General features: G+C 74.3%; 20 protein-coding genes and 1 pseudogene. 8 read left to right on the forward strand and 13 right to left on the reverse strand.

The window, feature by feature from the left end:
* Positions 1-16: 16 nt before the first annotated feature.
* From ACFRMQ_RS00860 to ACFRMQ_RS00885, 6 genes are all read right to left on the reverse strand, one after another.
* Complete coding sequence (locus ACFRMQ_RS00860) at positions 17-3,166, reverse strand: lantibiotic dehydratase (protein ID WP_380725412.1); 3,150 nt, start codon at positions 3,164-3,166, stop codon at positions 17-19.
* Entirely contained in the window at positions 3,163-4,506 is a 1,344-nt protein-coding gene (locus ACFRMQ_RS00865; protein ID WP_380725414.1) for a lanthionine synthetase C family protein, read from the reverse strand. The genes ACFRMQ_RS00860 and ACFRMQ_RS00865 overlap by 4 nt, the downstream gene beginning before the upstream one ends.
* Positions 4,506-4,901, reverse strand: coding sequence for a hypothetical protein (locus tag ACFRMQ_RS00870; protein ID WP_380725416.1), 396 nt, complete (start codon positions 4,899-4,901; stop codon positions 4,506-4,508). The genes ACFRMQ_RS00865 and ACFRMQ_RS00870 overlap by 1 nt, the downstream gene beginning before the upstream one ends.
* Positions 4,902-4,954: 53 nt before the next feature.
* Entirely contained in the window at positions 4,955-6,505 is a 1,551-nt protein-coding gene (locus ACFRMQ_RS00875) for a radical SAM protein (protein ID WP_380725420.1), read from the reverse strand.
* 5 nt (positions 6,506-6,510) lie between these two features.
* Positions 6,511-6,738 (reverse strand): hypothetical protein, encoded by a 228-nt coding sequence (locus ACFRMQ_RS00880; protein ID WP_380725422.1) that lies wholly within the window; start codon positions 6,736-6,738, stop codon positions 6,511-6,513.
* Positions 6,739-6,880: 142 nt separating this feature from the next.
* Positions 6,881-8,173 carry an MFS transporter gene (locus ACFRMQ_RS00885; RefSeq protein WP_380725424.1) on the reverse strand — a complete coding sequence of 431 codons (1,293 nt, stop codon included), beginning with the start codon at positions 8,171-8,173 and terminating at the stop codon, positions 6,881-6,883.
* Between the two features lie 100 nt (positions 8,174-8,273).
* Between ACFRMQ_RS00885 and ACFRMQ_RS00890 the strand changes: the two genes are divergently transcribed.
* Positions 8,274-9,299, forward strand: coding sequence for a DUF5937 family protein (locus ACFRMQ_RS00890; RefSeq protein WP_380725426.1), 1,026 nt, complete (start codon positions 8,274-8,276; stop codon positions 9,297-9,299).
* A 101-nt stretch (positions 9,300-9,400) separates the two neighbouring features.
* On the opposite strand, the gene ACFRMQ_RS00895 is transcribed toward ACFRMQ_RS00890, so the two are convergent.
* A complete protein-coding gene (locus tag ACFRMQ_RS00895; RefSeq protein ID WP_380725428.1) occupies positions 9,401-9,667 on the reverse strand; it encodes a hypothetical protein in 267 nt (88 codons plus the stop codon).
* Between the two features lie 179 nt (positions 9,668-9,846).
* Between ACFRMQ_RS00895 and ACFRMQ_RS00900 the strand changes: the two genes are divergently transcribed.
* Complete coding sequence (locus tag ACFRMQ_RS00900) at positions 9,847-10,611, forward strand: maleylpyruvate isomerase family mycothiol-dependent enzyme (RefSeq protein WP_380725431.1); 765 nt, start codon at positions 9,847-9,849, stop codon at positions 10,609-10,611.
* Between the two features lie 14 nt (positions 10,612-10,625).
* On the opposite strand, the pseudogene ACFRMQ_RS00905 reads toward ACFRMQ_RS00900, so the two are convergent.
* The 5 genes and pseudogenes from ACFRMQ_RS00905 to ACFRMQ_RS00925 all read right to left on the reverse strand — a co-directional run.
* Positions 10,626-10,784 (reverse strand): annotated as a pseudogene (locus ACFRMQ_RS00905) (IS5/IS1182 family transposase); the annotation flags it as partial.
* A 98-nt stretch (positions 10,785-10,882) separates the two neighbouring features.
* The gene (locus tag ACFRMQ_RS00910) at positions 10,883-12,157 is read right to left on the reverse strand and encodes a trypsin-like serine protease (RefSeq protein ID WP_380725433.1); all 1,275 of its coding nucleotides are present in this window, start codon (positions 12,155-12,157) and stop codon (positions 10,883-10,885) included.
* Between the two features lie 283 nt (positions 12,158-12,440).
* A complete protein-coding gene (locus ACFRMQ_RS00915; RefSeq protein ID WP_380725435.1) occupies positions 12,441-12,617 on the reverse strand; it encodes a hypothetical protein in 177 nt (58 codons plus the stop codon).
* An 87-nt stretch (positions 12,618-12,704) separates the two neighbouring features.
* Positions 12,705-13,280: a hypothetical protein gene (locus ACFRMQ_RS00920; protein WP_380725437.1), complete on the reverse strand. Its 576-nt coding sequence runs from the start codon at positions 13,278-13,280 to the stop codon at positions 12,705-12,707.
* Positions 13,281-13,544: 264 nt separating this feature from the next.
* Positions 13,545-14,597: an alcohol dehydrogenase catalytic domain-containing protein gene (locus ACFRMQ_RS00925; protein WP_380725439.1), complete on the reverse strand. Its 1,053-nt coding sequence runs from the start codon at positions 14,595-14,597 to the stop codon at positions 13,545-13,547.
* 319 nt (positions 14,598-14,916) lie between these two features.
* Here ACFRMQ_RS00925 and ACFRMQ_RS00930 point away from each other — a divergent pair, with 319 nt between their 5' ends.
* From ACFRMQ_RS00930 to ACFRMQ_RS00940, 3 genes are all read left to right on the forward strand, one after another.
* A complete protein-coding gene (locus ACFRMQ_RS00930; protein WP_380725441.1) occupies positions 14,917-15,930 on the forward strand; it encodes a hypothetical protein in 1,014 nt (337 codons plus the stop codon).
* A 221-nt stretch (positions 15,931-16,151) separates the two neighbouring features.
* Complete coding sequence (locus tag ACFRMQ_RS00935; protein ID WP_380725443.1) at positions 16,152-16,307, forward strand: hypothetical protein; 156 nt, start codon at positions 16,152-16,154, stop codon at positions 16,305-16,307.
* Between the two features lie 14 nt (positions 16,308-16,321).
* Positions 16,322-17,641 (forward strand): hypothetical protein, encoded by a 1,320-nt coding sequence (locus tag ACFRMQ_RS00940; protein WP_380725445.1) that lies wholly within the window; start codon positions 16,322-16,324, stop codon positions 17,639-17,641.
* A gap of 20 nt (positions 17,642-17,661) precedes the next feature.
* On the opposite strand, the gene ACFRMQ_RS00945 is transcribed toward ACFRMQ_RS00940, so the two are convergent.
* The gene (locus ACFRMQ_RS00945; RefSeq protein WP_380725447.1) at positions 17,662-18,267 is read right to left on the reverse strand and encodes a hypothetical protein; all 606 of its coding nucleotides are present in this window, start codon (positions 18,265-18,267) and stop codon (positions 17,662-17,664) included.
* A gap of 398 nt (positions 18,268-18,665) precedes the next feature.
* Here ACFRMQ_RS00945 and ACFRMQ_RS00950 point away from each other — a divergent pair, with 398 nt between their 5' ends.
* The 3 genes from ACFRMQ_RS00950 to ACFRMQ_RS00960 are packed head-to-tail and all read left to right on the forward strand — an operon-like array spanning position 18,666 to position 21,692.
* On the forward strand, positions 18,666-19,628 hold the full coding sequence (locus tag ACFRMQ_RS00950) for a hypothetical protein (RefSeq protein ID WP_380725449.1): 963 nt from the start codon (positions 18,666-18,668) through the stop codon (positions 19,626-19,628).
* A 60-nt stretch (positions 19,629-19,688) separates the two neighbouring features.
* Positions 19,689-20,426 carry a class I SAM-dependent methyltransferase gene (locus ACFRMQ_RS00955; RefSeq protein ID WP_380725451.1) on the forward strand — a complete coding sequence of 246 codons (738 nt, stop codon included), beginning with the start codon at positions 19,689-19,691 and terminating at the stop codon, positions 20,424-20,426.
* Between the two features lie 60 nt (positions 20,427-20,486).
* Positions 20,487-21,692 carry a GNAT family N-acetyltransferase gene (locus ACFRMQ_RS00960; RefSeq protein WP_380725453.1) on the forward strand — a complete coding sequence of 402 codons (1,206 nt, stop codon included), beginning with the start codon at positions 20,487-20,489 and terminating at the stop codon, positions 21,690-21,692.
* The last annotated feature ends 3 nt before the right edge of the window (positions 21,693-21,695 follow it).

Genomic DNA, 21,695 nt, shown 5'->3' on the forward strand with positions numbered 1-21,695 from the left:
GAAACCCACCGGGGTGTCAGCGGGCCGTCGCGGCCAGGCTCTGGCGCGTCCGGAAGAGCAGTTCCAGGATGGTGTATTCCGTCGCGCGGTCCGGGCCGAGCAGGCGGTTGCAGTGCAGGTGGACGTAGCTGTCGCAGAGGTCGGGCAGCGGCTTGCCGAGCAGCCGGTGGCGGTCCAGGTCGGCGAGCCGGGCGGCGACGTCCCGCGCGGCGCGGCGGCGTTCGGCGAGGACGGCGTCGATGCCGGGCGGGGCCGGGCCACGCAGCAGTTCGCAGAACTCCGCTTTGCGGGTGCGGTACTGGGCGCTGGCGGGGCGCAGTCGGTGGGTCCAACGGTCGTGGATCCGGCGGTAGAAGCGCAGCCGGTCCGGTTCGTCGAGGCCGAGGCCTGCCAGCAGGTCGTCGATGCTGAGCAGGGCGAGCGCCGTGTCGTCGAGCGGCAGTTGTCCGGTGCGGCCGAGCGACAGCAGGTCGAGGACGGCGAGGCTGTCGGCGGTGTAGAGCCGCTCGGTGGCGTCCATGGCGGGGAGCCCGCCGTAGCGTTCGATCTCGCGGTCGTAGACGTCGAAGCCGAACCGGGAGAGGTGTCCGTCGGCCAGGAGGGTTCCGGCCCAGTCGCCGAGTGCGGGGATGAGCCGGCCGGGGTCGCCGCGCAGGCGCAGCCGCAGGTGGGGGTCGGGGTCCGCGTAGCGCAGGAAGATGCGGCGGTCCGTGTGGTGCGCCAGGGCGCGGACGAGGTCCCTGACGCCGTCGGCGAGCAGGGAGTTCTCGTCCTGCCGGTCGCCGTAGAGCTTGACGTAGGTCCAGTCGCTGCCGGGGTGGCGCAGTCGCTCCGTGCGGCCGATCGGGGCGTGGGCGGGCCGGGGCCGCTGTGCGGCAGGGGCGGCGGCGTGGCGGGTCATGGAGACGACGAGTTCCACGATGTGGGGCCCGTCGGGCCCGGTGGCCCAGGCGTCGTCGAGGCCGGGGAGTGCTTCTTGGAGGACGACGGCGCCGCCGGGCCGCAGGTGGTTCACGGCGCGGCGCAGTTCCTCCGTGTGGGAGCGTGCGGCGAGGTCGAGGAGGAGTCGGTGGTCGGCGGCCTCGTCGCTGCTCGTCAGGTAGGTGTGGCGGGGCACCCGCCAGTGGCGGCGCCAGGCGTCGAGCCCGGCCGGGAACCCGTCCGGGTGCCTGGTGAGCTCCTGTCCTCGGGCGTGGTCGAGGCGCCACTGGGCCGGGCGCAGGACGAGCGGGCCGTGGGTGACGCGGGGCAGGTAGGGGAAGCGGCGGGCCGGTCCCCAGTCGAAGCCGGTGAGCAGGGCGGTGCCGTCGCGGCTCAGGTCGGCGAGGAAGCGGCAGACGGCCGGCGCCCGGCTGTGGTTGAGCATGTGTCCGGCGCAGACGGCGATCTCCCGGACGGTGCCGGCGCCGTCGTCCCAGATCAGGGCGAACCTGCCGTCGGTGACCCGGACGGCGACTTCGTCGAGGGGGATCCAGCGGGTCGGCCCGGGCTCGGCGCTGGTGCGGATGCCGATCTCGTGGTCGCGGACGGCGGGGCGCACGACGACGTTGGCCGAGCGGGTCTTCTCGGGCAGGTAGACCAGTTCGGCCTGGACGCGCGCGGGGTCCAGGGCCTGTTCGGCATCGGCGATCCCGGCGAGGGCGGGTACGGCTTCGGGCAGTACCCCCGCGAAGCGGCCGAGGTTGCGTCCGGCGGCTCCGGCGCCGGTGTTGGCGCCGACCACGAGCCGGAAGTCGCCGGCGTCGATGGCGGTGGGCGACGGGGCGGCGACCATGGCGTAGAGGTCGAGCGAGGCGGGCAGCCGGTGGGGGTCGGGGTCCGCGAGGGCGATCCGGTCGATGGTGTCCTGGTCGAGGTCGATGCCGGTCAGGTGGTCGTGGAGCGCCTCGGTGGCGAGCCGGAGCAGCGTGTCGGCCCGTGTGGTGTCCAGGGGTGCGCCCGCCGCCGTCGGGGAGGGTGTGCCGAGGCCGGCGACGGGGTCGAGGAGTTCGAGGACGGGCACGTCGCGGTCGGTGCCGTACCGGGCCTCGAACGCTCGCCGGTAGGCGGCGATGTGCGGCGGCCCGTCCGGGAAGGGGGTGAGACGCAGGAGCAGTTCGGCCGCCGCCACGGCCGCGTCGGCGACCTCGCGGGATATCCGCCCGGCCGCGAGGGGCAGCGCCGCGTCGACTTGGAGGGGTGTTGCCGTGTCGAGGCCGGTGACCCGGCGGGCGTGGTCGGCGAGTGCGGGGAACGTGGCGGCGCCGGTGTCGGGGGGCTGTTTCTCCCAGTCCCGGACCGCCGCGAGCAGCGCGTCGAGGTCGGCGTGGGCCGCGGCGGCCTCGGGGATGCGGGCGAGGTGGTCGAGCACGTGTGCGGCGGGGTCGAGGCAGGTCAGCGGCGGGTGGAGGTCCGTCAGGAGGAAGGCGTGCCGCCACAGGCGGTACAGCAGGTCGTCGACCTTGTCGGGGGTCGCTCCGGGGACGGTTCGCAGGAGGTCGGCGGCGAGGTCCGCGTGGGCGACGGGGGTACGGGCGAGGGTGAGGGCCCGGGTGACCGCGCCGGTGGCCCGGAGGGTGACGTTCTCGCCGCCGGTGGCGGTGCGGGGCGCTTCGACGCCGCTCAGGGTGACCCGGCCGGCGCGGTGCAGTACGGCCGGGTTGGCGATGACCCGGGTCTCCCGGCGGATCTCGGGGACGGATTCGAGGGCGGTGACGAAGTGCAGGAGGGCGTGCATGTCGAGGCGGGCGTGGGCGTCGGGCGGCCGGTCGGCGAGGCGGACGTCGGTGACCGGCGCCCAGTGCCCGAGGGCGGCGCCGGCGCTGAGCCCGAACGGGGTGGGCCGGGTGCTGAGGCGGATGAGGTAGCGCAGGAGGCTCGATTCGAGGTGCCGCCGGTCGCGCTCGGTGCTCGCCGGCCGCCGCAGGGCGGCCGCCAGGGACAGCGAGGAGACGACGATGGCCCGCCGGGCGGCGTCGTTGTCCCGCACGCGCGCGGTGGCGGACGCGGACTCGGGGGTGGCGGACGCGGACCCTGGGGCGTCGGCCGCGACGGGTTCGGCCGCGGGGTAGTCCGTCACGGGCAGGACGGGGGTGCGGATCATGACGAAGTCGAGCGCGCGGTACAGCCGCGGCGCGGCGGCGGACCGTCGCGGAGCACCGGGCGAGCGGGAGGCGTCGGCGGTCATGACAGGAGGAAGAACCGGTCCCAGGCGGGTGGCTCGGGCGTGGCGGCGGCCAGCAGGGCGAGGGCGACCCCGGGGGTGCCTTCCAACAGGCCGACCCGGTCCGCTCGGGTGCCGTCGGGTTCGATGCTGCGGTAGCCGAAGGGCGATCGGGGCTGGTACTCGTCGAGCAGCTGGTCGACGAGCCGGCGCGCGCCCGCGATGATCTCCGGGTCCCCGGTGTCGGCGGCGAACCGGAGGGTGACCTGGAGGAGGCCGGCGACGCCGTGGCAGAAGCCGGGCGAGGCGATGCGCCGCTGGGCGACCGGTCGTCTCAGGACGGCCCGGACGGCGGCCGTGGCCGCATCGGTGAGGCCGGTGTCGGCCAGGGCGGTGCCGGCCAGCCACAGGGCGCGGGCGACACCGGGGCTGCCGTAGCACCAGGCGTCGCGGGCGGGTGAGGGCGCGGGCGCCCGCTCACCGAGCGCGACGACCGCCGGGTACCCGCCGCCCCGGGGATCGTCGACGTGCCGTGCGGCGAGCCAGGACGCGGCCCGGCGGATCGCCTCGGTGTGTCCCGGGACGGCCGGGCCGTCGGCGTGGGCGAGGGCGAGCAGGGCGAGTGGTCCGGTGATCCCGTGGGCCAGGCCGCAGTTGGCGACCGCGGACGGGTACCGCTCCCGCATGCCCTCGTCGGCGATGAGGTGGTGGGGGGTGTGCCAGGCGGGCATCCCGTCGTCGTCCCGGCACAGGTCGACGAGCCTGCCGAGCAGGGTGTTCAGGGCGCGGTCCCGGTTCGGGCCGGCTGGCCGGGAGTGGAGGTAGGCGGCCACCCCGGTCCAGCCGGAGACGAGGTCGAAGGCGGCGACGGCGAGGCCCGGTCCGCCGACGGCGCGGGGGCCTCGGGGCCCGTGGTCGTCCGGTCGGGCCACCTGGTCGTACAGGCTGTCGTCGATGTCGTCGAGCAGCCCCCGGTACCGTCCCCGGCCGTTGGCCAGGTAGGCGGTGGTGAACGCCGTTCCGGCGAGCCCGGCGAAGAGTCCCGGGCCCGTCACGGGGTGCCGTGCGGTGCTGTCGACGGCGTGGGCGAGGTGGCGGTGGGCTGCGAGGTCCCAGCCCTCGCCCGGCAGGCAGCGGTCGAGGTGCCCGAATGCCAGGGCCACGCCGCAGGTGCCCTGCGCGGTGCTGTACGGCGTCCAGCGCGGGCGCCCGTGGCGCGGGGCCGCGGCGCCGGCTCCCTCGGCGACGGCGGGATCGCGCAGTCGCGACAGCACGGCCAGGGCCGTGGCACGGACCGTGTCCGCGGTCCGCGCGTCGCCGATGACCGGCTGCCAGGTGGTCGTCCCGTGGGCTGCTACGGCCATCAGCCTTCCCGGGGGTTGCGCTCCACGCGGCGGATGACCTGCTCTCCGGCGGCCCTGCGGGTGATCCCGTCGCCACGGACCTGGCTGACTTCCAGGATGTAGTGGTCCTCGAAGAGCCGGACCTCACCGCATCCGGCCCCGGTCGCGCCGACGTCGCACTCCGAGGTGCACGACCCGCAGGTCTCACAGGTCTCGGTCTCGTTGTCGGTGCAGCCGCTCTCGCAGGTGCTGGCGCAGCTGTTGGTGCATTCGTCACCGCAGGTGCTGGCGCAGCTGTCCGTGCCGTCCGGCAGTTCCCGGGTGAACCTGTCGACGGCCTTCGTGACCACCTTGACGCGGATGTCCAGATCGAACTGGTCGTCGGTGATCTCGGCTCCTATGATCCGGTCGTTCATGGCGCGACCTTCCAACGCCTCTTGCCGGGTTGTGGCCCCTCGATTCCACTATCTCAGCGCCGGCGGGGGCCGCAACCGGGGGCGCCGGCGGCCGATCCGGCGGGGATGTCGTCGCGGAACTGGTCCGCCTCCGTGAACTCGAACCCGTCCGCGGGCTCGCCGAGTCCCTCGGTGATCATCCGGGGAAGGTTCCGGCGCCAGAACAGGCTCTCGGCGTCGAGGTACACCTGGTGGCCGTCCAGGTGCCGCTTCGGGCAACCGCCCCAGCAGACGGGCAGGAACGAGCACCTGGAGCAGCTCGGCACGCGCGTCGGGTCGAACTCCGCCCACCACGACCGGTCGGGGAAGCTCTCCGGCTCCGGCTCCGGCTCTGGTTTCGGCTCCGCCCCGGCCTGCGCCGGCGGGAGCACCGCCAGCGGGAGCGCCTTCCCCGGAAGCGCCGCCGGCGGGAGCGTCCCCGTGGGAAGCGCCCGCAACCGGCCCACGGCGCGGTGCCGCTCGCCCACCTGAAGACCGCAGCGGTACTCCAGCCCGTCGGCCCCGACGACGGCCGAGCCCTCCGCGAGGGCTCCGCACACGGACGTCTTCGGGTGCGGGAATCCGCCCACGATGTCCTGGGTGTCCCGGGCACCCGGCGGAAGCATGTTCCTGGCCGTCTCCTCCAGCGCGGAGAACTCCTCGGTGTCCAGCTCGTGGGGGCGCAGGAAAGCCGAACGGTCCGAGTACCCGGACACCCTGGCCACGGCCAGGACGCAGCGGAAGGGGCCGTCGAACCAGCCGCGGGCCGTCGCGAACCGGATGAACGGCGCGAGGTCGTCGGCGTTGCCGTGGTCGGCGTTGAACCGGACGTCCACCCGGGTGTGCCGCACGAGCACGTCCACCAGGTCGGCGGCCCGCTCGAAGGAGGAGTGGTCGTCCTCCCGGCGGTACCCCTGCCGGTACCGCCGCCTCCGGTCGTGGTTGTCCTTCATCCCGTCGAACGTGATCTGCACCTCGCGGATCCGGTGGCGCCCGACGAAGGACGCGGGATCCTCGGGCCACCGGGTGCCGTTCGAGACCACGGAGGCGTGGTAGGCGATCCCCCTCTCGCGGCAGTACTCCTGGAGCGCGATCGACCCCCTCTCCAGCGCGTCGAGGTTCATCAGCGGTTCGCCGCCGTACCAGTCCACGTGCAGGGACTTCCTGTGGTCGCCCAGCCGCTGCGCCGCGAGGGCGACGAGCATGTCCGTGTCGTCGACACGGAGCGCGTCGGAGGAACGCGACTCGTAGCAGTAGTAGCAGCCGAGGTTGCAGTCCATGGTGGTGGTCACCAGCAGGACGGCCGGGGCGCTGCCCCGGGCCGTCCAGTACCGCTCCCGCACCTCCGCGACCTCGTCGAACTCCGGGTCCACCAGGAACCCGTTCCGGCGCAGCCGCGCGGTGAGCCGTTCACCGAAGGAGTCCGGGGCGACCAGCCGGCGGTTCCCGCTCAGCAGCGCCGTGGCCTCCTCGGCCTGCGGTCCGTCGAACCTCATGACGCTGCCGGTACTGGTGTTGAAGAGGGCGTAGCCCTCGGTCACTGGCACGCGCAGGGTGTACCGGGAGGTGGCGAGAGGGGCGGTCATGCCGTCTACTCGGTTTCCAGGACGGCGATGCACGTCGAGCGGCCGCCGCACAGCCGCGCGGGGCTGAGGGTCCTCCCGCCGGAGGTCTCCTCCGCGATGTCGCTCAGCTGCGAGTCGACGATCGTGGCCGTGACGATCTCGTACGGCTGCCCCGAGGGCACGCGGACCTGTGGGTCGGCGTCCTCCGAGGCGATGAGGCGGACCTTGGCGCGTGGTGCATGGTCCTTCGGCATGCTGCTCTCCTTCCTGGGCGCGGGCCGGTCACCGTCGCCGGCCGTCTGTGGACGGAAGCGGTTCCCGCTCCGGTGCCGGCCTAACCGCCCGTGCCCGCTGCCGGAGTGATGACGGCGCGGGAGCGATCGCCCGGACGCCGGTTCATCGCGGAGCGCCAGTGCCCGGCAGTTCGCGCCGGGTGCGCAGCGGTGAGAAGAAGACCGGTATCCAGACCGTGGCGAGCCCGGCGGCCCCGGCCCACAACGCGGTTCGGACGGAGACGAGTTCGCCCAGCAGGCCGGCCAGGGCCGCGCCGATCGCGAGTGAGCCCGTCAGCAGGACGCGCATGGTGGCGTTCATCCGGCCGAGCAGGTGGTCGGGGGTGACGCTCTGCCGGAAGCTGACCTGGATCACGTTGTCGACGCCGATCTTGTACGTGGTGATCAGCCAGGCTCCGGTGGCGAGCCAGAGGGCCGGTCCTCGGGCGGCCAGGGCCAGCAGGGCGCCGAACGGTGCGACGGCCAGACCCACCGACCACAGCAGCCGGCCGGCGCCGAACCGGCGGGCCAGCCACCGGGCCGACATCGAACCGATGAGCACGCCGAGACCGCCGACGGCGAAGAACAGGCCGATGACGCCGCCGGAGAGGCCGAGTTCACGGGCGAACAGCACCGGCACCATGGTCTGGCACAGCTGGATGGACAGGTTCGTCAGTGCTCCGGCGAGCGCGACGGCCCGCAGGGTCGGGTCACCGAGCACGAAGCGCAGTCCCTCGCGTATCTCGCGGCCGAGACCCGCGTGGCGCCGGCGCTGCGGGCGCGGCTCCGGCCGGCGGATGCGCAGCAGGAGGAGCGCCGACCACAGGTAGCCGGCCGCGTCGACCACGATCGCCGCCGGGGCGGAGAGCAGGGCCGTCAGGAAGCCGCCCGCGCTGCGCCCGCCGATCTGGGTGAGGGCGTCCACCGTCACCAGGTGGGCGTTGGCCTGGGTGAGCCGGTGGCGCCCGACCAGGTCGGGCAGTTGGCTCAGCGTCGCCACGTCGAAGAAGACCGTGGCCACACCCGTCAACAGGACCACCAGGTAGAGCTGTTGGATCGTCAGGCGGTCGAGCGCCCAGGCCGCCGGTACCGACCCGAGGAGGGCCGCCCGGACCAGGTCGGCGGCGATCATCACGGGCCGCTTGCGGATCCGGTCCACCCAGGCCCCGGCCGGCAGGCCGATCAGCAGGAAGGCGAGGGTGCTCAGCGTCGCCAGCAGGCCGACCTGTCCGGGCGAGCTGTGCAGGGCCAGGACGGCAGTCAGCGGTATCGCGAGGGCGCTCACCGCGGTGCCGAGCTTGCTCACCGCGGCGGCGCCGACGAGCAGGCGGAAGCCCGGGTCCCGCAGGACCGGAGGAGACGGATCGGGGGTGGGCGCGGCCGTGTCCGGCCGCTGGGGAAGATCGGTGCTGGTCATGGGGTGAGGTTCCCGCCGCACCGGCCGGCGGGCGAGGAATTTAGGCTGTACTGAATCCCGGGCCGCCGGCCGCGGGGTCCTCCGCCGTCGAGGGGGCATCGTGCTGGATCTGGCGTTCTCCGTCCGCGACTTGGCCCGCACCCGGTTCGCCCTGTCGCCGCTGTGGGAGGTGGTGGCCAGTGTCAGGGTGCTGAAGCATCCAGCCGGGAACCCGCTGCACCGCCCGTGGAGCGGCGAGGCCGGACGACGGCTGGCCGCCTCGGGGCTGGACTGGCGTCTGCTCGCCGATCTGGTCCCGGATCCGCCCGGGTCGATCCCGATCTTCCTCGCGCCGCCGCCGGCGGGCCAGGCCGCCGATCTGGAAAGCGAGTTGGCCGTCCTGCGCGCCACGCCGGCCGAGCGGGTCCGGTCGGGCCTCGGCGCTCCGCGCGCGCCGCGTTCCGAGCGCGTCGACCGGCTGCGCGGCGATCCGCGCCGCGGCCTCGCCGAACTCGCCGACCTCATCGCGTCGTACTGGGAGATCGCGCTGGCGCCGTACTGGCCCCGCATGCGCTCGCTGCTGGAGGGGGACGTGCTGCACCGTGCCAGGCTGTTCGCCGAGCACGGGGCGGACCAACTGCTGGGCGACCTGGGGTCCGTCGTGACCTGGGACGACGACACCCTGCGCGTCGGGCACCACTACGTCCACGGCAGCCGGCAGCTCGGCGGGCGCGGTCTCCTCCTGGTGCCGTCGGTGTTCGTCTGGCCCCGGGTCTTCTCCGTCGTCAGCCCGGACTGGCAGCCCACCCTGCGCTATCCGCCGCGCGGGGTGGCCGCGCTCTGGGAACGGCAGGTCACCGTCCCGCAGGCCCTGGCGGCGGTCGTCGGCCGCTCCAGGGCCCGGCTGCTGGCCGACCTCGACACGCCCGCCTCGACGACCGAGCTGGCCCGCCGCACCGGGATCACGGCCGGCGGGGTCTCCCAGCACCTGACCGCCCTGCGCGCCGCCGGCCTGGTCGACGCCCACCGCAGCGGCCGGTACGTCCTGTACGTGCGCACCGAGGCGGCGGAGGTCCTGCTCGCCGCGGCGGACGGACGGCGTGACGGTGCGCAAGCGCCGCCTTCGCCCCGGAGTTCTCCTCGTTGAGGACCGGCGGGAGCGTCCGGTTCACGGGGTGACCCGCCAGGGTCTCGGCCGTCACGACGAGGACGTCTTCACCGGCCTCCGCCTGCCGGGCCCGGGCCGTCTCACGATCCGTCCCATATCCCCAGGCGCTTGAGCCGACGCTGCCGGAGCCGCTCCGAGGCCGCGGTGAGGCCGAGGACCAGCCACGTGGCCAGTCCGCCGATCACGACGAACAGGGGGCTGTCGCTCTCGTCGCCCGACACCAGCCACAGGAAGAGCGTGAGGGGCGCGGCCACCCAGAGACCGGCCTGGACCGGGTGCCGGCCCGCCCACTTCTGGAACCTGGTCGGACGCCGTTGCCCGCCCAGGACCTTGTCGAGAGCCCACATTCCATCAGCCAGAGACCGCCGCCATGTCGCCATGGCAGAAGGATAGGGCCGCCGCGCGGCGGCCTCACCGCCGGAACGGCCGGGACGGCCGCCCCACCACCCGACGCCTCAAGTGATCCATCTGCGGGCGGTCTTAATCGAGTGCGAGGGTCCCGCTCCGGGTGATACAAGATCTTTTCGTGACTGAGCACCTTTACTTCCCCACCCTGCTGCGGATGCTCGACGAGCGGTCCGCCGCGTTCCGCGCCGCCGTCGCCGAGGCCCCCAGCCTCGACGCCGACGTCCCGTCCTGCCCGGGCTGGACGCTGTACGACCTGGCGAACCACCTCAGCGAGGGGGACCGCTTCTGGGCCCACATCGTGCTGAACACCGCGCCGGGCGACGAGCGGCCGAGCAAGGACGGTCTGGCGGCGCCCAGGGAGCGCGAGGCCCTCATAGCCTGGCTGGCCGACTCGACGGAGCAGCTGATCAGCGCTCTGCGCGAGGCCGGCCCGGACCGGGGCTGCTGGGCCTGGTGGGAGCCGCTGGCCTCGCCCCACACGGTGGCCGCCGTGGCCCGCCGCCGCGTCCCGGAGTCGCTGATCCACACCTACGACGCCCAGTTGGCCTCCGGTACCCCGCAGGAGCTGCCGACGACCGAGGCGGTCGACACCATCGAGGAGTTCCTCGCCACCGTCTGCACCGTCACGGTCCCGTGGCCGCACGAGCCCGCCACCATGGACTACCACGCGGCCGAGGCCGGCACCTGGCGCCAGACGGTGGACGCCGCCGGTTCCCGCTTCACCCGCCTCACCGCGGCGGAGGCCGCCGAGAGCAAGCCCACCGCCGCCATCTACGGCACGGCGAGCGAGATGGCCCTGCTCATGTACATGCGCATCCCGGCCGACTCGGTGCGGATGAAGGGCGACGCCGACCTGCTCCAGCGGCTGCAGAACTGGGGCTGAGACTGGCAGAGGGATCACCTGAGGCGCCGGGTGGTGGGGCGGCCGTCCCGGCGGTAGCGGTTCGTCGAGCGTCGGATGAGCATGCGGAGCGTGACGGGAGTGGCGGCGAGGCCGAGGTGGAAGTCCACGGCCTCGCCGCTCCTCCCGGTACGGCGACGGAGTCTTCCGTAGCCGTAACCGTTCGCCCCCGACGACCAGGCCGTTCCGCACCACGACCCAGGTGCCCGGCGCCGACCCGGTCACGGCCGCGCGCGGGACCGGGCGGGAAGGATCACAGGGCCGAGAACCCGAACGCGGACGCCACCGGGTCGAGCGGGGTGTAGTAGCCGGTCGAGAAGCACACCGTCGGGGTCGACGTGGCGCCGCACGCGACCTTGGTGTCGGTGTTCCCGGCGATGATGACGCCGGCCGGGGCCATGGAGTCGCCCTGCGGATTGGCCACGACCGGTCCCCCGCTGTCGCCCTGGGCGACGGCGACGCCCCCGCCCCGGGACCTCACCTCGGTCGCGGCGGTGCGCCCGGAGGGAGAGTGGACGCCGACCCGGGTGACCTCCAGCTCACAGTGGAAGCCCGACGTGGCACCGCTGAAGCAGGCTGACTGGCCCGGGTCCAGCCGCGCCGACCCGTACAGCGGGCGGGAGTCGCCGCTGTTCCAGGAGCCGCTGTAGAAGCGGGCCGCGGTGTCCTGACCGGTCGTGACGACGGCGACGTCCAGGCCGCTGTCGTAGGCGGTGACCTCCCCGACGACGCGCTGACCGTTGTAGACGTTGCCGCTGGTCTGGCAATGGGCGGCGGTCAGCAGGACGCGCTTGCCGTTCACCCGGCCGGGCAAGCCGGTGGAGCAGCGGGAGTCGTCGGCGAGCGTGAGGTCCGCTCCGGCGTACCAGGGCGCGGCGTCGCCGGTACGGCTGCCCTTGGTGGGTGTCTCGGGGGATCCGGCCCGCGCGTGGACGGGGACGCCGGCGAGGTGCCCGGCCCTGGTCTCGTAGTCGCGGGCCGGGGTGTCGGCGGGGGCGATGCGCCGGGTGGACGCGGGCCGGTAGGTGAGCAGGAGGCCGCTGCCGTCGTTGGCGGGCGAGAGCGACGACCACTCCGCGGGGTCGTTGCCGACCGCCGCGACGAACCTGCCGATGGCCCGGTCCATCTCGGGGCGCGAGTAGGCGGCCGGGTGGTAGCGGACGTCGTAGTCGGGGGCGGGGCGGGCGGGCTCGTGGCGGGCCTGCTCGCGGGTGCGGGCGCGCCAGGCGTCGACGGCCTCGGTGATCCGGGCGGGGACGGGGCCCTTCCAGTAGAGGTCGAGGCAGTGCTCGTCGCCGTGGAACACGATCGAGGCGAAGCCGTCTCCGGGCACCTGTCCGGTGTCCACCAGGCGGTGGACTTCCTCGGCGATCGGCCGCAGGTGCTTCTCGTGGTACTCCCGGCTCAACAGGATCGCCGGGGCCATGCGGGCCTCGTCGGTGCCGCCCTGGGCGTTGCGGGCGACGGCGACGGACGCGGCGCCCAGGACCAGGACCGCTGCCGCGTACAGGAGTTTCGACCCTCGCATGGGGACACCATAGGGTCACCGCGGTCGTCACCCGGAGTTGTCGGATCGTATGCGCCGCCGGCAGCGGCGAGGGCATCGCCGCTGGTGGACTGGCCCTTCGCAGGCTCCGCCGGGGACTGTGGCCTCAGGGATGTCCAGGTGCCCGCCGCCCCGGCTTCCTCCGAGACGGCCTGGGCCGCCGCCTGCGGGACGAGTCGCGCGAGCTGGGCCGATTCATGGCGTTCTGATCCCGGCGGACCGGGTGCCGCGACGCGCCACCCAGCCGGCGTTGGGCCGCTCCTGATCAGCCCTCACGGACCAGTGCCTCGGCCGGCCGGATCCGCCCCGGCAATCCGCTCCCGTGATCGTCGGTGAGCCACCGCCGGTTGACGAAGGCGGTTCCGTACACGGTGAAGTCGGTGAAGTCGGTGAATCCGTCGATGCCCTCGCGGTCCAGGAGGGTGAACTGACACATGGTCACGCCGAGATCGGCCGGTATCGACGGCCCCTCCCCCTCCGGCACCTCGGGTCGTAGTAGGGGGGGCGGGCGCTCCCGGGAGCGGGGGGCTCAGCCGAAGGCGACGTCGGCGGTGAGGGTGGAGTTGGCGATGGGCGGCGCGCCGAGGAGGACGTCGACGCAGTTGTCGAGGATCGGCTGGTCGCTGTCGATGTTCAGGAGCGAGGTCAGGGCCTCCCCGGAGAGGCGGGGGGAGGTGTTGGTGACGGTGCCGGTCAGGGTGCCGGCGCCGTCGACCTGGGTGAGGGCGAGGCCGGTGACGGTGCTGCTGCTGTGGCTGCCGTCGGCGAGGTTCCAGAGGAAGGCGGCCGAGGCGCCGGGCGTCAGCGTGGCGGGGAGCAGGGGGTTGCAGCTGAGGGAACCGAAGTGGAGCGTCGTGGTGACCGTGCCGCCCGTGATGGCCGTGCCACCGCTCCGCGAGTCCGTGCACCCGCTGACGGTGCCGGTGATGGCGACGGTGGTGGCCTGGGCGGTGGCGGACAAGGGTGGGCTGAAGGCGACGGCCGCGTTCGTCAGGCAGTCGAGGGTCTCCGGTGTCGCGGCCCGGACCGTGGCGGCGGGAACGGCCGACGCGCACAGGGCGGCGAGAACGGTCAGGGCGGTGGTGGCGGTGCGGCGTACGAGCACGGGTGGTACCCCTCTTCCGGAGCTGCGGCCACGGGGCCGCTCGTCGTGGCGGTGCCCCGGATCCTCCCCGGCCGCGCGACCGCCGCAGCGGCGACCGCCCGCCTCGCCACCCGATCGGCCCCGTGCTCTCCTGCCCCGGCCACCGCGCCGCCGCCGGCGGTGAGCCCCCACTCGCCCGCGGTCCCCGCCGCGTCGGCCCCGCGCACGCCGCCGGCCGGCGCGGGCGCCTCGTCATGGCGCCCGCACCGCACGGTCGGGGGCCGCTCAGCCGACCCGCAGCAGGACCTTCGCGCCGATGCCGGCACGCAGCGAACGGAGCGCGTCGACGATGCCGTCCAACGACGACTCCCGCACCCAGCCGGTGGTGTCGTACATCCCGTCGGCCATGGCCGCGATGACGGCGTCGAACTCCTCGGGCCGGTACCCGACCGCACCGACGATCTCCGTCTCGGCCATCATCAGCCCCGTGGGCTGGAACCGCATCGGCTGCTCGTGCAGCGCGGTCACCACCAGCCGGCCGCCGGGGACGAGGGACGCCAGGGCGGAGTCGACCGCCGCTCCCGCGCCCGCGGCGTCCACCGCGACGTCCACACCCCGGCCGTCGGTGAGCGCGGCGACGGCGCCGGCGAGGTCCTCGTTCACCGGGTCGACGACCCGCGCGCCCAGGCCCGCCATGATCGCCCGGCGGTCCGCGCTCGGCTCCGACACCAGCACGCGCTCGACACCCCGGGCCCTGAGCGCGAACCAGGCGCCGATCCCGATCGGTCCGGCCCCCGCGACCAGCGCCGCGCCGCCCGCCTCGACGCCGCTGCGCGCGACGGCGTGCCAGCCCACCGCCATCGGCTCGACGAGGGCGCCCAGCCGCAGGTCCACGCCCTCCGGCAGCACGTGCAGCAGCGACGCGTCGAACGTGGAGAACTCGGCCAGGCCGCCGCCCTCCGTGTTCGATCCGAGCGACCCCATCAGCCGGCAGGAGAAGGGCAGCCCCCTGCGGCACGCCGCGCACTCGCCGCAGGAGACCGCCAGCGGGTAGACCGCGCCGCGGTCGCCGACCTTCACGTCCGTCACGCCCTCGCCGACCTCGACGACGGTGCCGGAGAACTCGTGGCCGAGGATCTGCGGCAGGGTGGCACCGGTCAGCGGGTGCGGCTCGTCCAGGCCGAACGGCAGCGACTCCGGGTGGAAGAAGAAGTGGAGGTCGGAGCCGCAGATGCCGGCGAACGCGTTGCGCAGCTTCACCTGCCCGGGACCGGGGCCGGGCTCCGGCACCTCCTCGATGCGGAGGTCTTCCTTGCCATGGAACCGTGCTGCCTTCATGCTTCGCCTTTCCAGAATTTTCCGGGACTTTCCGGGACTTTCCGAGCCGCCCGGGATCGCCGGCTGTCGACCGCTCCGGCCTCGGGGCCGGACGGCGGCGCGCCGGAACGCCGGCCACCGAAGCGCCGCGTCCCGCGCCGCGCGGTCGCGCTGTCCGTCCCATCGTCGTGGGCCCCGCAGGCCGCGGACCACCGCCGGACGCGGCGGATTCCGCAGGCCCCGCCCGCCATTCGCGCGCCCGCGCACCCGCCTCCTCGGCGCACGGCCCCGCCTCCGGTGGACGCGGCGGTAGGGTCGCGGCGTACGTGAGGGAGCGAAGATGCACGAACTCATCGGCCGGATCGACGCACTGGACCCACGAGCGGCCGAGGCCCTCAAGGTGGTCTCCTACTTCGACACGCTGATCACCGAGGACGTCGGCCTGGACGGACTCCTCCGCGGAGCCGCCGCCCTGTCCGGCACCGTCGCCGGTGCCGAACGACACGGCCGCACCAGCCGGCGCGACCCGGACGGCCGGCTCCTGGACGGCACCACCGGCCGGGAGCCCCGCTCCCCCGTCCACCCCTGCACGGGCGGCAGCGTCTGGCTGGAACGGGACGGGGCCGCGCACGCCGACGACGCGATCGTCGTCGAGCGCCTCGCCTTCGCGGTCGAACTCCTCGAACGGCGCCGCGCCCCGGACAGCGCCCTGGAGACCGGCATCGACGCGGCCCGCACGCTCGACGACCGCACGACCGCCCTGGCCCGGCTACGCCTCGCCCCGGACGCCCGGATCAGGCTGATCGCGACCGCCGTCGACGACCGGGTCCCCGGCAGACCCACCGCGGTCCTGCCGACCCGCTACGGGATCCTGCGCGCGACCCTGGACACGACGGGAACCCCGCAGCTCACGGGCCAGGCAGGCCTGGGCCCGTGGGTACGGGCCGACCGGGCGCCCGCGTCGTGGGACGGCGCCGTGATCGCCCTGCGGCTGACCGCGCCGTCCACCCCCACCATCGACGCGACGGACCTCGGCGCCATGCTCGTGCTCGCCCAGGCCCACGACCCCCACGCCCCGCACGACGACGTCCGGGCCCTGCTGCGCCTCGACGCCCGCTCGGCCACGGTCCTGCGCGTGCTCGTGGAGTCGGACAGCGTCCGCGCCGCCGCGGCGGAACTCGGCATGCACCACTCCACCCTCCAGGCCCGGCACGAGGCGCTGACGCGCGACCTCGGCTACGACCCGCGCACGACCACCGGCCGGATGCGCTACATCGCGGCCGCCCTCCTCCAGCGCCTCACCGACCCGGTCCCGCAACCGCCGTCGGCCCCGGGAGCGGTCCGGCCGGGCTGAGCCCGCGTCCGCTCCACCGCCAGGCGGCGCCGCACCCGGAGGTCGTCCTCCAGCGGACCTGACGGGACGCCACGCAGCAGGCCACCGCGACCAGCCTCCTCGCTGGTCAGGGGCACTCTGCGTGATCGGCCCCGGGGACGCGCAGCGCGTTTGCGGCCTCTGTCCGACGCTTCTAGCGTGGACATATGGACACATACACCGTAGTTACGGGCGTTCGTCCCGTGGACAGCGAAACCGTTGCGGAGATCGAGACGATCTTCACCGAGCTGCACATCGCCCCGACGGCCTGTCACGGCATCAACGAGCCGTGCGACCGCGACAACCAGTGTTGTACCGGCCTCCACTGCGACCTCGAAAAGAACACCTGCGTGAAGTGAGGCTCCCCCGTGGGGTGACAGCGGCCGATCTGGGCGAGGGCGGAGTCCTGCTGGACACGGCACGGCCCGTCGCGGCCTTCGTCAGCCCCACCGCCCTGGGGTACCTCTTCGGCCGTCCACCGGCCGTCGACCACCGGGAGCAGTACACCCGGTGTCTCGACGACTGGCGGGCGGCCGGGCTCGTGACGAACGACGACACCGACGACCGGGCGCCGACAGACGGGCGCGGACTTGAGGACCTGCGAGCGCGCGCGGACGAGGTGACCCTCCAGCGCCCGGTCCTGACGGTGGCCATGGCGAAGTCCTGCGGGTTCTGCACCCAGCTGTCCGCCGACCTCGCGGCGAACACCGCTGTGCTGCGCGCACTGGACGCGAGCGTCCTGCTGGTCGAGGACGGACACGAAACCGTCCTGGGCACCCCGCCCGACCACCGGACGCGGGCGTGGCTGGGTGAACTCGGCCGTGCGGCGGGAAGGCGGGCCGGCACACCGTCGGCACTGCTGCGCACCCCGGGGCACCCGGCGCAGAGCCGACTGGGATTCATCGAGGTCAGTGCCGCGTTCACCGAACTCGGCGGCACCGACCCGGATGCCACGGTGACGGAGGCGCCGACCACGTGCTCGGTGAACGTCGCCGCGAAGCCGGTGGACGCGCTGGTGACCGCGCGGGCCGGCGGACGCAGGGTGGGAATCGCCGTGCGCGGCACCGAGGCACTGGAGGCGGTCCGGGACGCGACGGGCGGCGGCGACGTTCCCGGGTACACGCCGGTGACGCTGACGGTGGAGCGGCCCGGCTCGATGTTCCTGCTCTTCCGCGGTGGCGAGCTCCTCTCCCGGGCCCGCAGTGTGGACGCCCTGCGCACGGCGCTGGAGATCGTTCTGGCGGGATACGAGCCTCCCGGGCCGAACGTACTGAGGCTGCTGGCCGGGGCCGCGGTCCACGAGGACGGCGGGGCCCTCCTGTTCCCCCGCAACTGGGTGACCGACCTGGTCACCCACGGGACCCGTCTGGCACGCGGCGGCTGGCGGATCTGCCCGGAGCCGTTCAGCACGGTGCTCCCCGACCCCGTCGGCGGACTGGTGCTGCGATCCCGTCCACCCGGCGGCACCGCCGTGGAGTCCCCGGTCGCCGGTGTCCTGACACAGAGGCTCGAACGGCCGGGCCCGCTGTCCCGGAGCCGGCTCCTGGCGCAGATCACGAACTGGATCGCCCGTCCGACCACCGCCGAGGCCGTGGACACGCTGGCGGCGTCCCTGCGCGCGCTGCCCGTGCACGCGGGCACCTGGGGTCAGGCCATCGCCCATCTCACCGGCACGGCGCGGCAGGAACGTTGAGGATCCGGCCCTGCGATCCGTCAGGATTCGGGGGCCGCCCGGTTGCCCTTGTCCTTGTCCGTGCCCTTCCTCGTCCTCGCTCGCGCCGGGGCTCGCAGAGGAGCCTGCGCGACGACGGGAGTCGGCTCATCCCAGCGGGTCAGGCCCGGCTCGGTCGGGTGCGGGGCGGGGCAGCTCTCCGAGGGGAGGCGCGACTTGCGCGCCAGAAGGCACCCGCACAGACCGCACACGGACTTGTCCCGGAGCCCGATGCCGGCCACCGTCTGGAGCAGAGCGGTGCCTTTGCCCTGGGGGCCGGGCCGCAGGTAGGGGCAGTGCGCGCAGGCGGCGAGGCGTCGGCGCCTGGTCTCCTCGTCCACCTCCACGAACCCGGTACGGCTCCAGCGGGCCAGCGCCTGCGCTCCGTGCGCGATCAGCGCCGCCGCCGACAGGTCACTGCCGGTGGCGTCCGGGGGACACCTGAGGAGCTGCTGTAGTCGGGTGGGGTCGCGGCAGGTCAACAGGGCGCGGGCGTACTCCTCGTCCGCCAGCGCCGCCGCCCACACGCCTTCGGGGACCGGGCCGTCCAGCCCGAGGATCCGGCCCAGTTCACGGCATCCCTGCGGCATGCCCGCATCGTTCGTCATCGGCTTCCCCTCGACAGCCCGGGGGCTGCGGTCGGCACGGAACGGACCACGGCCCCCGGCCCCCGGCCCCCGGGGCCAGGCCTTTCCCAGGTTCGGAGTTCAGGACGCCACGGCTCTCACCCGGCCGTGGGGTGGGCCGGTTCGATCACCTTCCACACCAGGGTGTCCGGGGATCCGACAGCGGCATGCGCGGCTGCGGGGCGGATCACCCGCAAGGTCGCCACACGATGACCCGCCCGGACCCACCGGGTGCGGTCCGAGTACGAACCGAGAACGGCCGTCGGCCGGACGGGTGGCGGGCAGGGGGTGGACGAAGCATGGGCGCGGGGCAGTAGGGTGCGGCGCTGACGGGTTGACGGAGTGTCGGCCGACGAACAGAGAGGCACGAGGAACTCGGCGTGACGTACGGAGATCAGAGCCCTTTTCCCCGGAGCCCCTACCAGCAGGATTCCCACCAGTGGCCGCGACCGGCCGGAGTTCCGCTGTGGCAGCGGTTCCGGGGCGAGGAGTGGCCCACCCTGCGGGAGTTGCTGGCGCCCGCGCGGCGGGTGGCACGCTGGTGGGCCCTGGTGCCGCTGCTGTTCTGCCTGTGGCCGTTCCTGGTGTTCCTGGCGCTCTATCCGATGGCCAGGTCGGCACGGCGGCTGGCGCGACGGGTGTTCATCGTGCCCGGGCCCCGGGGGATCACCGACGAGATGGTGCTGCGGGTGCAGAGGACACGGGGGTGGCTGGCGCTCGGGGCGGCGCTCGTGGTGCTGCTCGTGTACGGGACGGCGGACGACTGGGACCAGCTCGACGACCAGTTCGAGACCCGGCTGACGGTCACGCCGTTGCTGGTGCTGGTGACCGCGCCGGTGGTGGTCGGGGTGCTGTTCCGGCTCGCCGGGCCGGCCGCGCGCCCGGCCATGCGGGCGCAGGTGCGGCCGGCGGTCCTGATGGCGTCTCAGTACCTGGGCGCGTGCGCGGCGGTGCCGGTGCTGCTGTGGCTCGCCGGTCAGGCGCAGGGGTCGGTCCAGGGACTGTTCCTCGGGCCGCTGTTCAACCTGCTGGTCCTGGCGTTGCCGATCTGGGTGCTGATGTTCGTGGCCTTCGCCTCGCCGACGGTGGTCCGCACGGCCTTCACCATGGACCGGGTGCACCCGGTGTTCCCGCCCATCCTGACCGGCGTCCTGGTCTGGGAACTCGCCGTGATCGGGCTGGTGTTCGGCGGCCTGCCGCCCGGCCCGCCGGCCGTCCAGCTGGCCGCCGTGGTCGGCGGGCCCGCGACGGTGACCGCGGTGGCGTGGTGGGAGGTGCACCGGCTCCGGACCCGCTTCGGGGTCTCCCTGCGCGGGCGGGCGACGGCCGGGAGCGGACGGTAGCGGGACCGGCGGCGGTCACGGGCGGGGCACGCCCGGGGAATCGGGCGGACAATCGAAGGCATGCGCGGAGCGGACCGGTTCGACACTCTCGGTGACATGTACGAGGAGATGTTCCTCCTGCCCTGGCGCAGACACCTGGAGTCGTTCAGCGTGTTCGCCGCGCTCGGAGCGGTCGCCGGCCGCAGCGTCCTGGACATCGGGTGCGGCACGGGCCTGTACAGCCGGGAGCTCAAGCGGCGCGGCGCGGCGCGGGTGGTCGGGTACGACGTCTCCGGCGGCATGCTCGACATCGCGCGGCGGGCCGAACGCGCCGAGCCGCTGGGCATCGAGTACACCGAGCGCGGCGACCTCGTCGAGGACGGCGTCTTCGACGCGTGCCTGGCCGTGTACGTCCTGCCGTACGCGGAGGACTACGGAGCACTGCTCTCGCTGTGCGCCCTGGCATCACGGGCCCTGCGCCCGGGAGGCCGGTTCGTCACCCTGCCGGTGAACCCGGACTTCCACGGCGACCGCGCCTACTACGAGCGCTACGGCCTGCGCCTGGTGGAGACCGAGTCGCGCCACGACGCCTCACGGGTGACGCTGGAACTGTGCTTCGGCCGCTACGACGAACGGATCACCGCACGGTACTGGAGCCGGGCCACCCTGGAACGGGCGCTGCGGGAGGCGGGCTTCGCCTCGATCTCCTGGCCCGCCTTCCGGGTCTCCGGGGAAGGGACCGCCCGCCACGGCGAGGACTTCTGGCGGCCGTACCTCGCCTGCCCCCACGCGGCGATCATCAGCTGCGTCAGAACCTGATCCCGGAGAACCCGACCCCCGGACCCCCGACCCCCGGAGCCCGATCCCAGAGACACCACCATGGCGACCACACCACGGCTCCACCGCCGCCCCGGGCCGATCGAGGCGGGATTCCCCTCCTCCCCCACGGAGGTCGACCCCGCGCGGTGGGACCGGCTGGTCGGCCCGGACAACTTCTACAACAGCAGCGCCTGGGTGCGCGCGCTGGAGCTCGCCCACGGCGACACCGGCGCGCTCACCGCCGCCTCCGGCGGCCGGCTGTTGGGCGTCCTGCCCGTCTGGCCCGGCGAGAACGACGAACCCGGGCTGTTCCACCTGCCCACGCTGCTCCCGGACCTGGCATCCGCCCGGTCCGCGCGATGGCTGTGGCTGGGAGCCCGGCGCTCGACCTACAACGAACTGGTCCGCACCCGCGGCGAGGACCGCGACCGCGCCCTGGAAGTCCTGTTGGAAGGGGCGCTGCGGCTGGCCCGCGACCGCGGCCTCGACGGCGTGGTCCTGCCCTACCTGGCCGTCGGCGACGCCCGGGAGATCACCCGGAGTCACCCCCGGGCCGTCGTCCTGCTGCACGACGCGGACGCCAACGTCGCCGTCCCGGCCGGCGGCTACGCCGAGCAGTTGGCGCGGATGAGCCAGCCCGACCGCACCCACCGCCGGGCCGAACGCCGCGCCTGCGAGCACGGCGGCACGACCGTGGAATGGCGGCCCCTGGCCCACGGGGACGTCGCCCGGCAGGCCGCGGCCCTGGTGACGCAGACCCGTGCCCGGCACGGCGGCACCGCCGACCCCGCCTGGATGCTCCGCTCCTTCGCGGCCCAGGCCACGACGGGCGTGCTGGACCGGGCCGTCGGCTGCTTCGCGGTCCGTGACGGCCGCCCCGTCGCCGTGAACGTCTGCTACACCCACCACGACCGGCTCTACGGCCGCTACTTCGGCTTCGACTACCGCGCCGCCCAGCCCCGGAGCGAGTACTTCGTGCTCTGCTACCAGGCCCCCGTCGACTACGCGGCCGCCGGCGGCTTCCACCGCTACCGCCTGGCCGTCTCCGCCTGGCAGATCAAGATCCGGCAGGGCGCCGTGCTCTCCCCGCTCGCCGCCGTCGTCCTGCCCCTGCGCGGGCGGTTCTGCGACCGGCGGACGGCGGCCCGGCACAACGCCCGCACCGCCCGGCTCTGGACCGGCCGGTGCGCCGCCCGCCCCTGGGCCCTGGCACCCGAGTGGAACGACTGGGCCCAGGACCGCCCCGACGCCCCCGCCTCCGGCTGACCG

Source organism: Kitasatospora sp. NPDC056783 (assembly GCF_042789895.1).
Taxonomy (GTDB): domain Bacteria; phylum Actinomycetota; class Actinomycetes; order Streptomycetales; family Streptomycetaceae; genus Kitasatospora.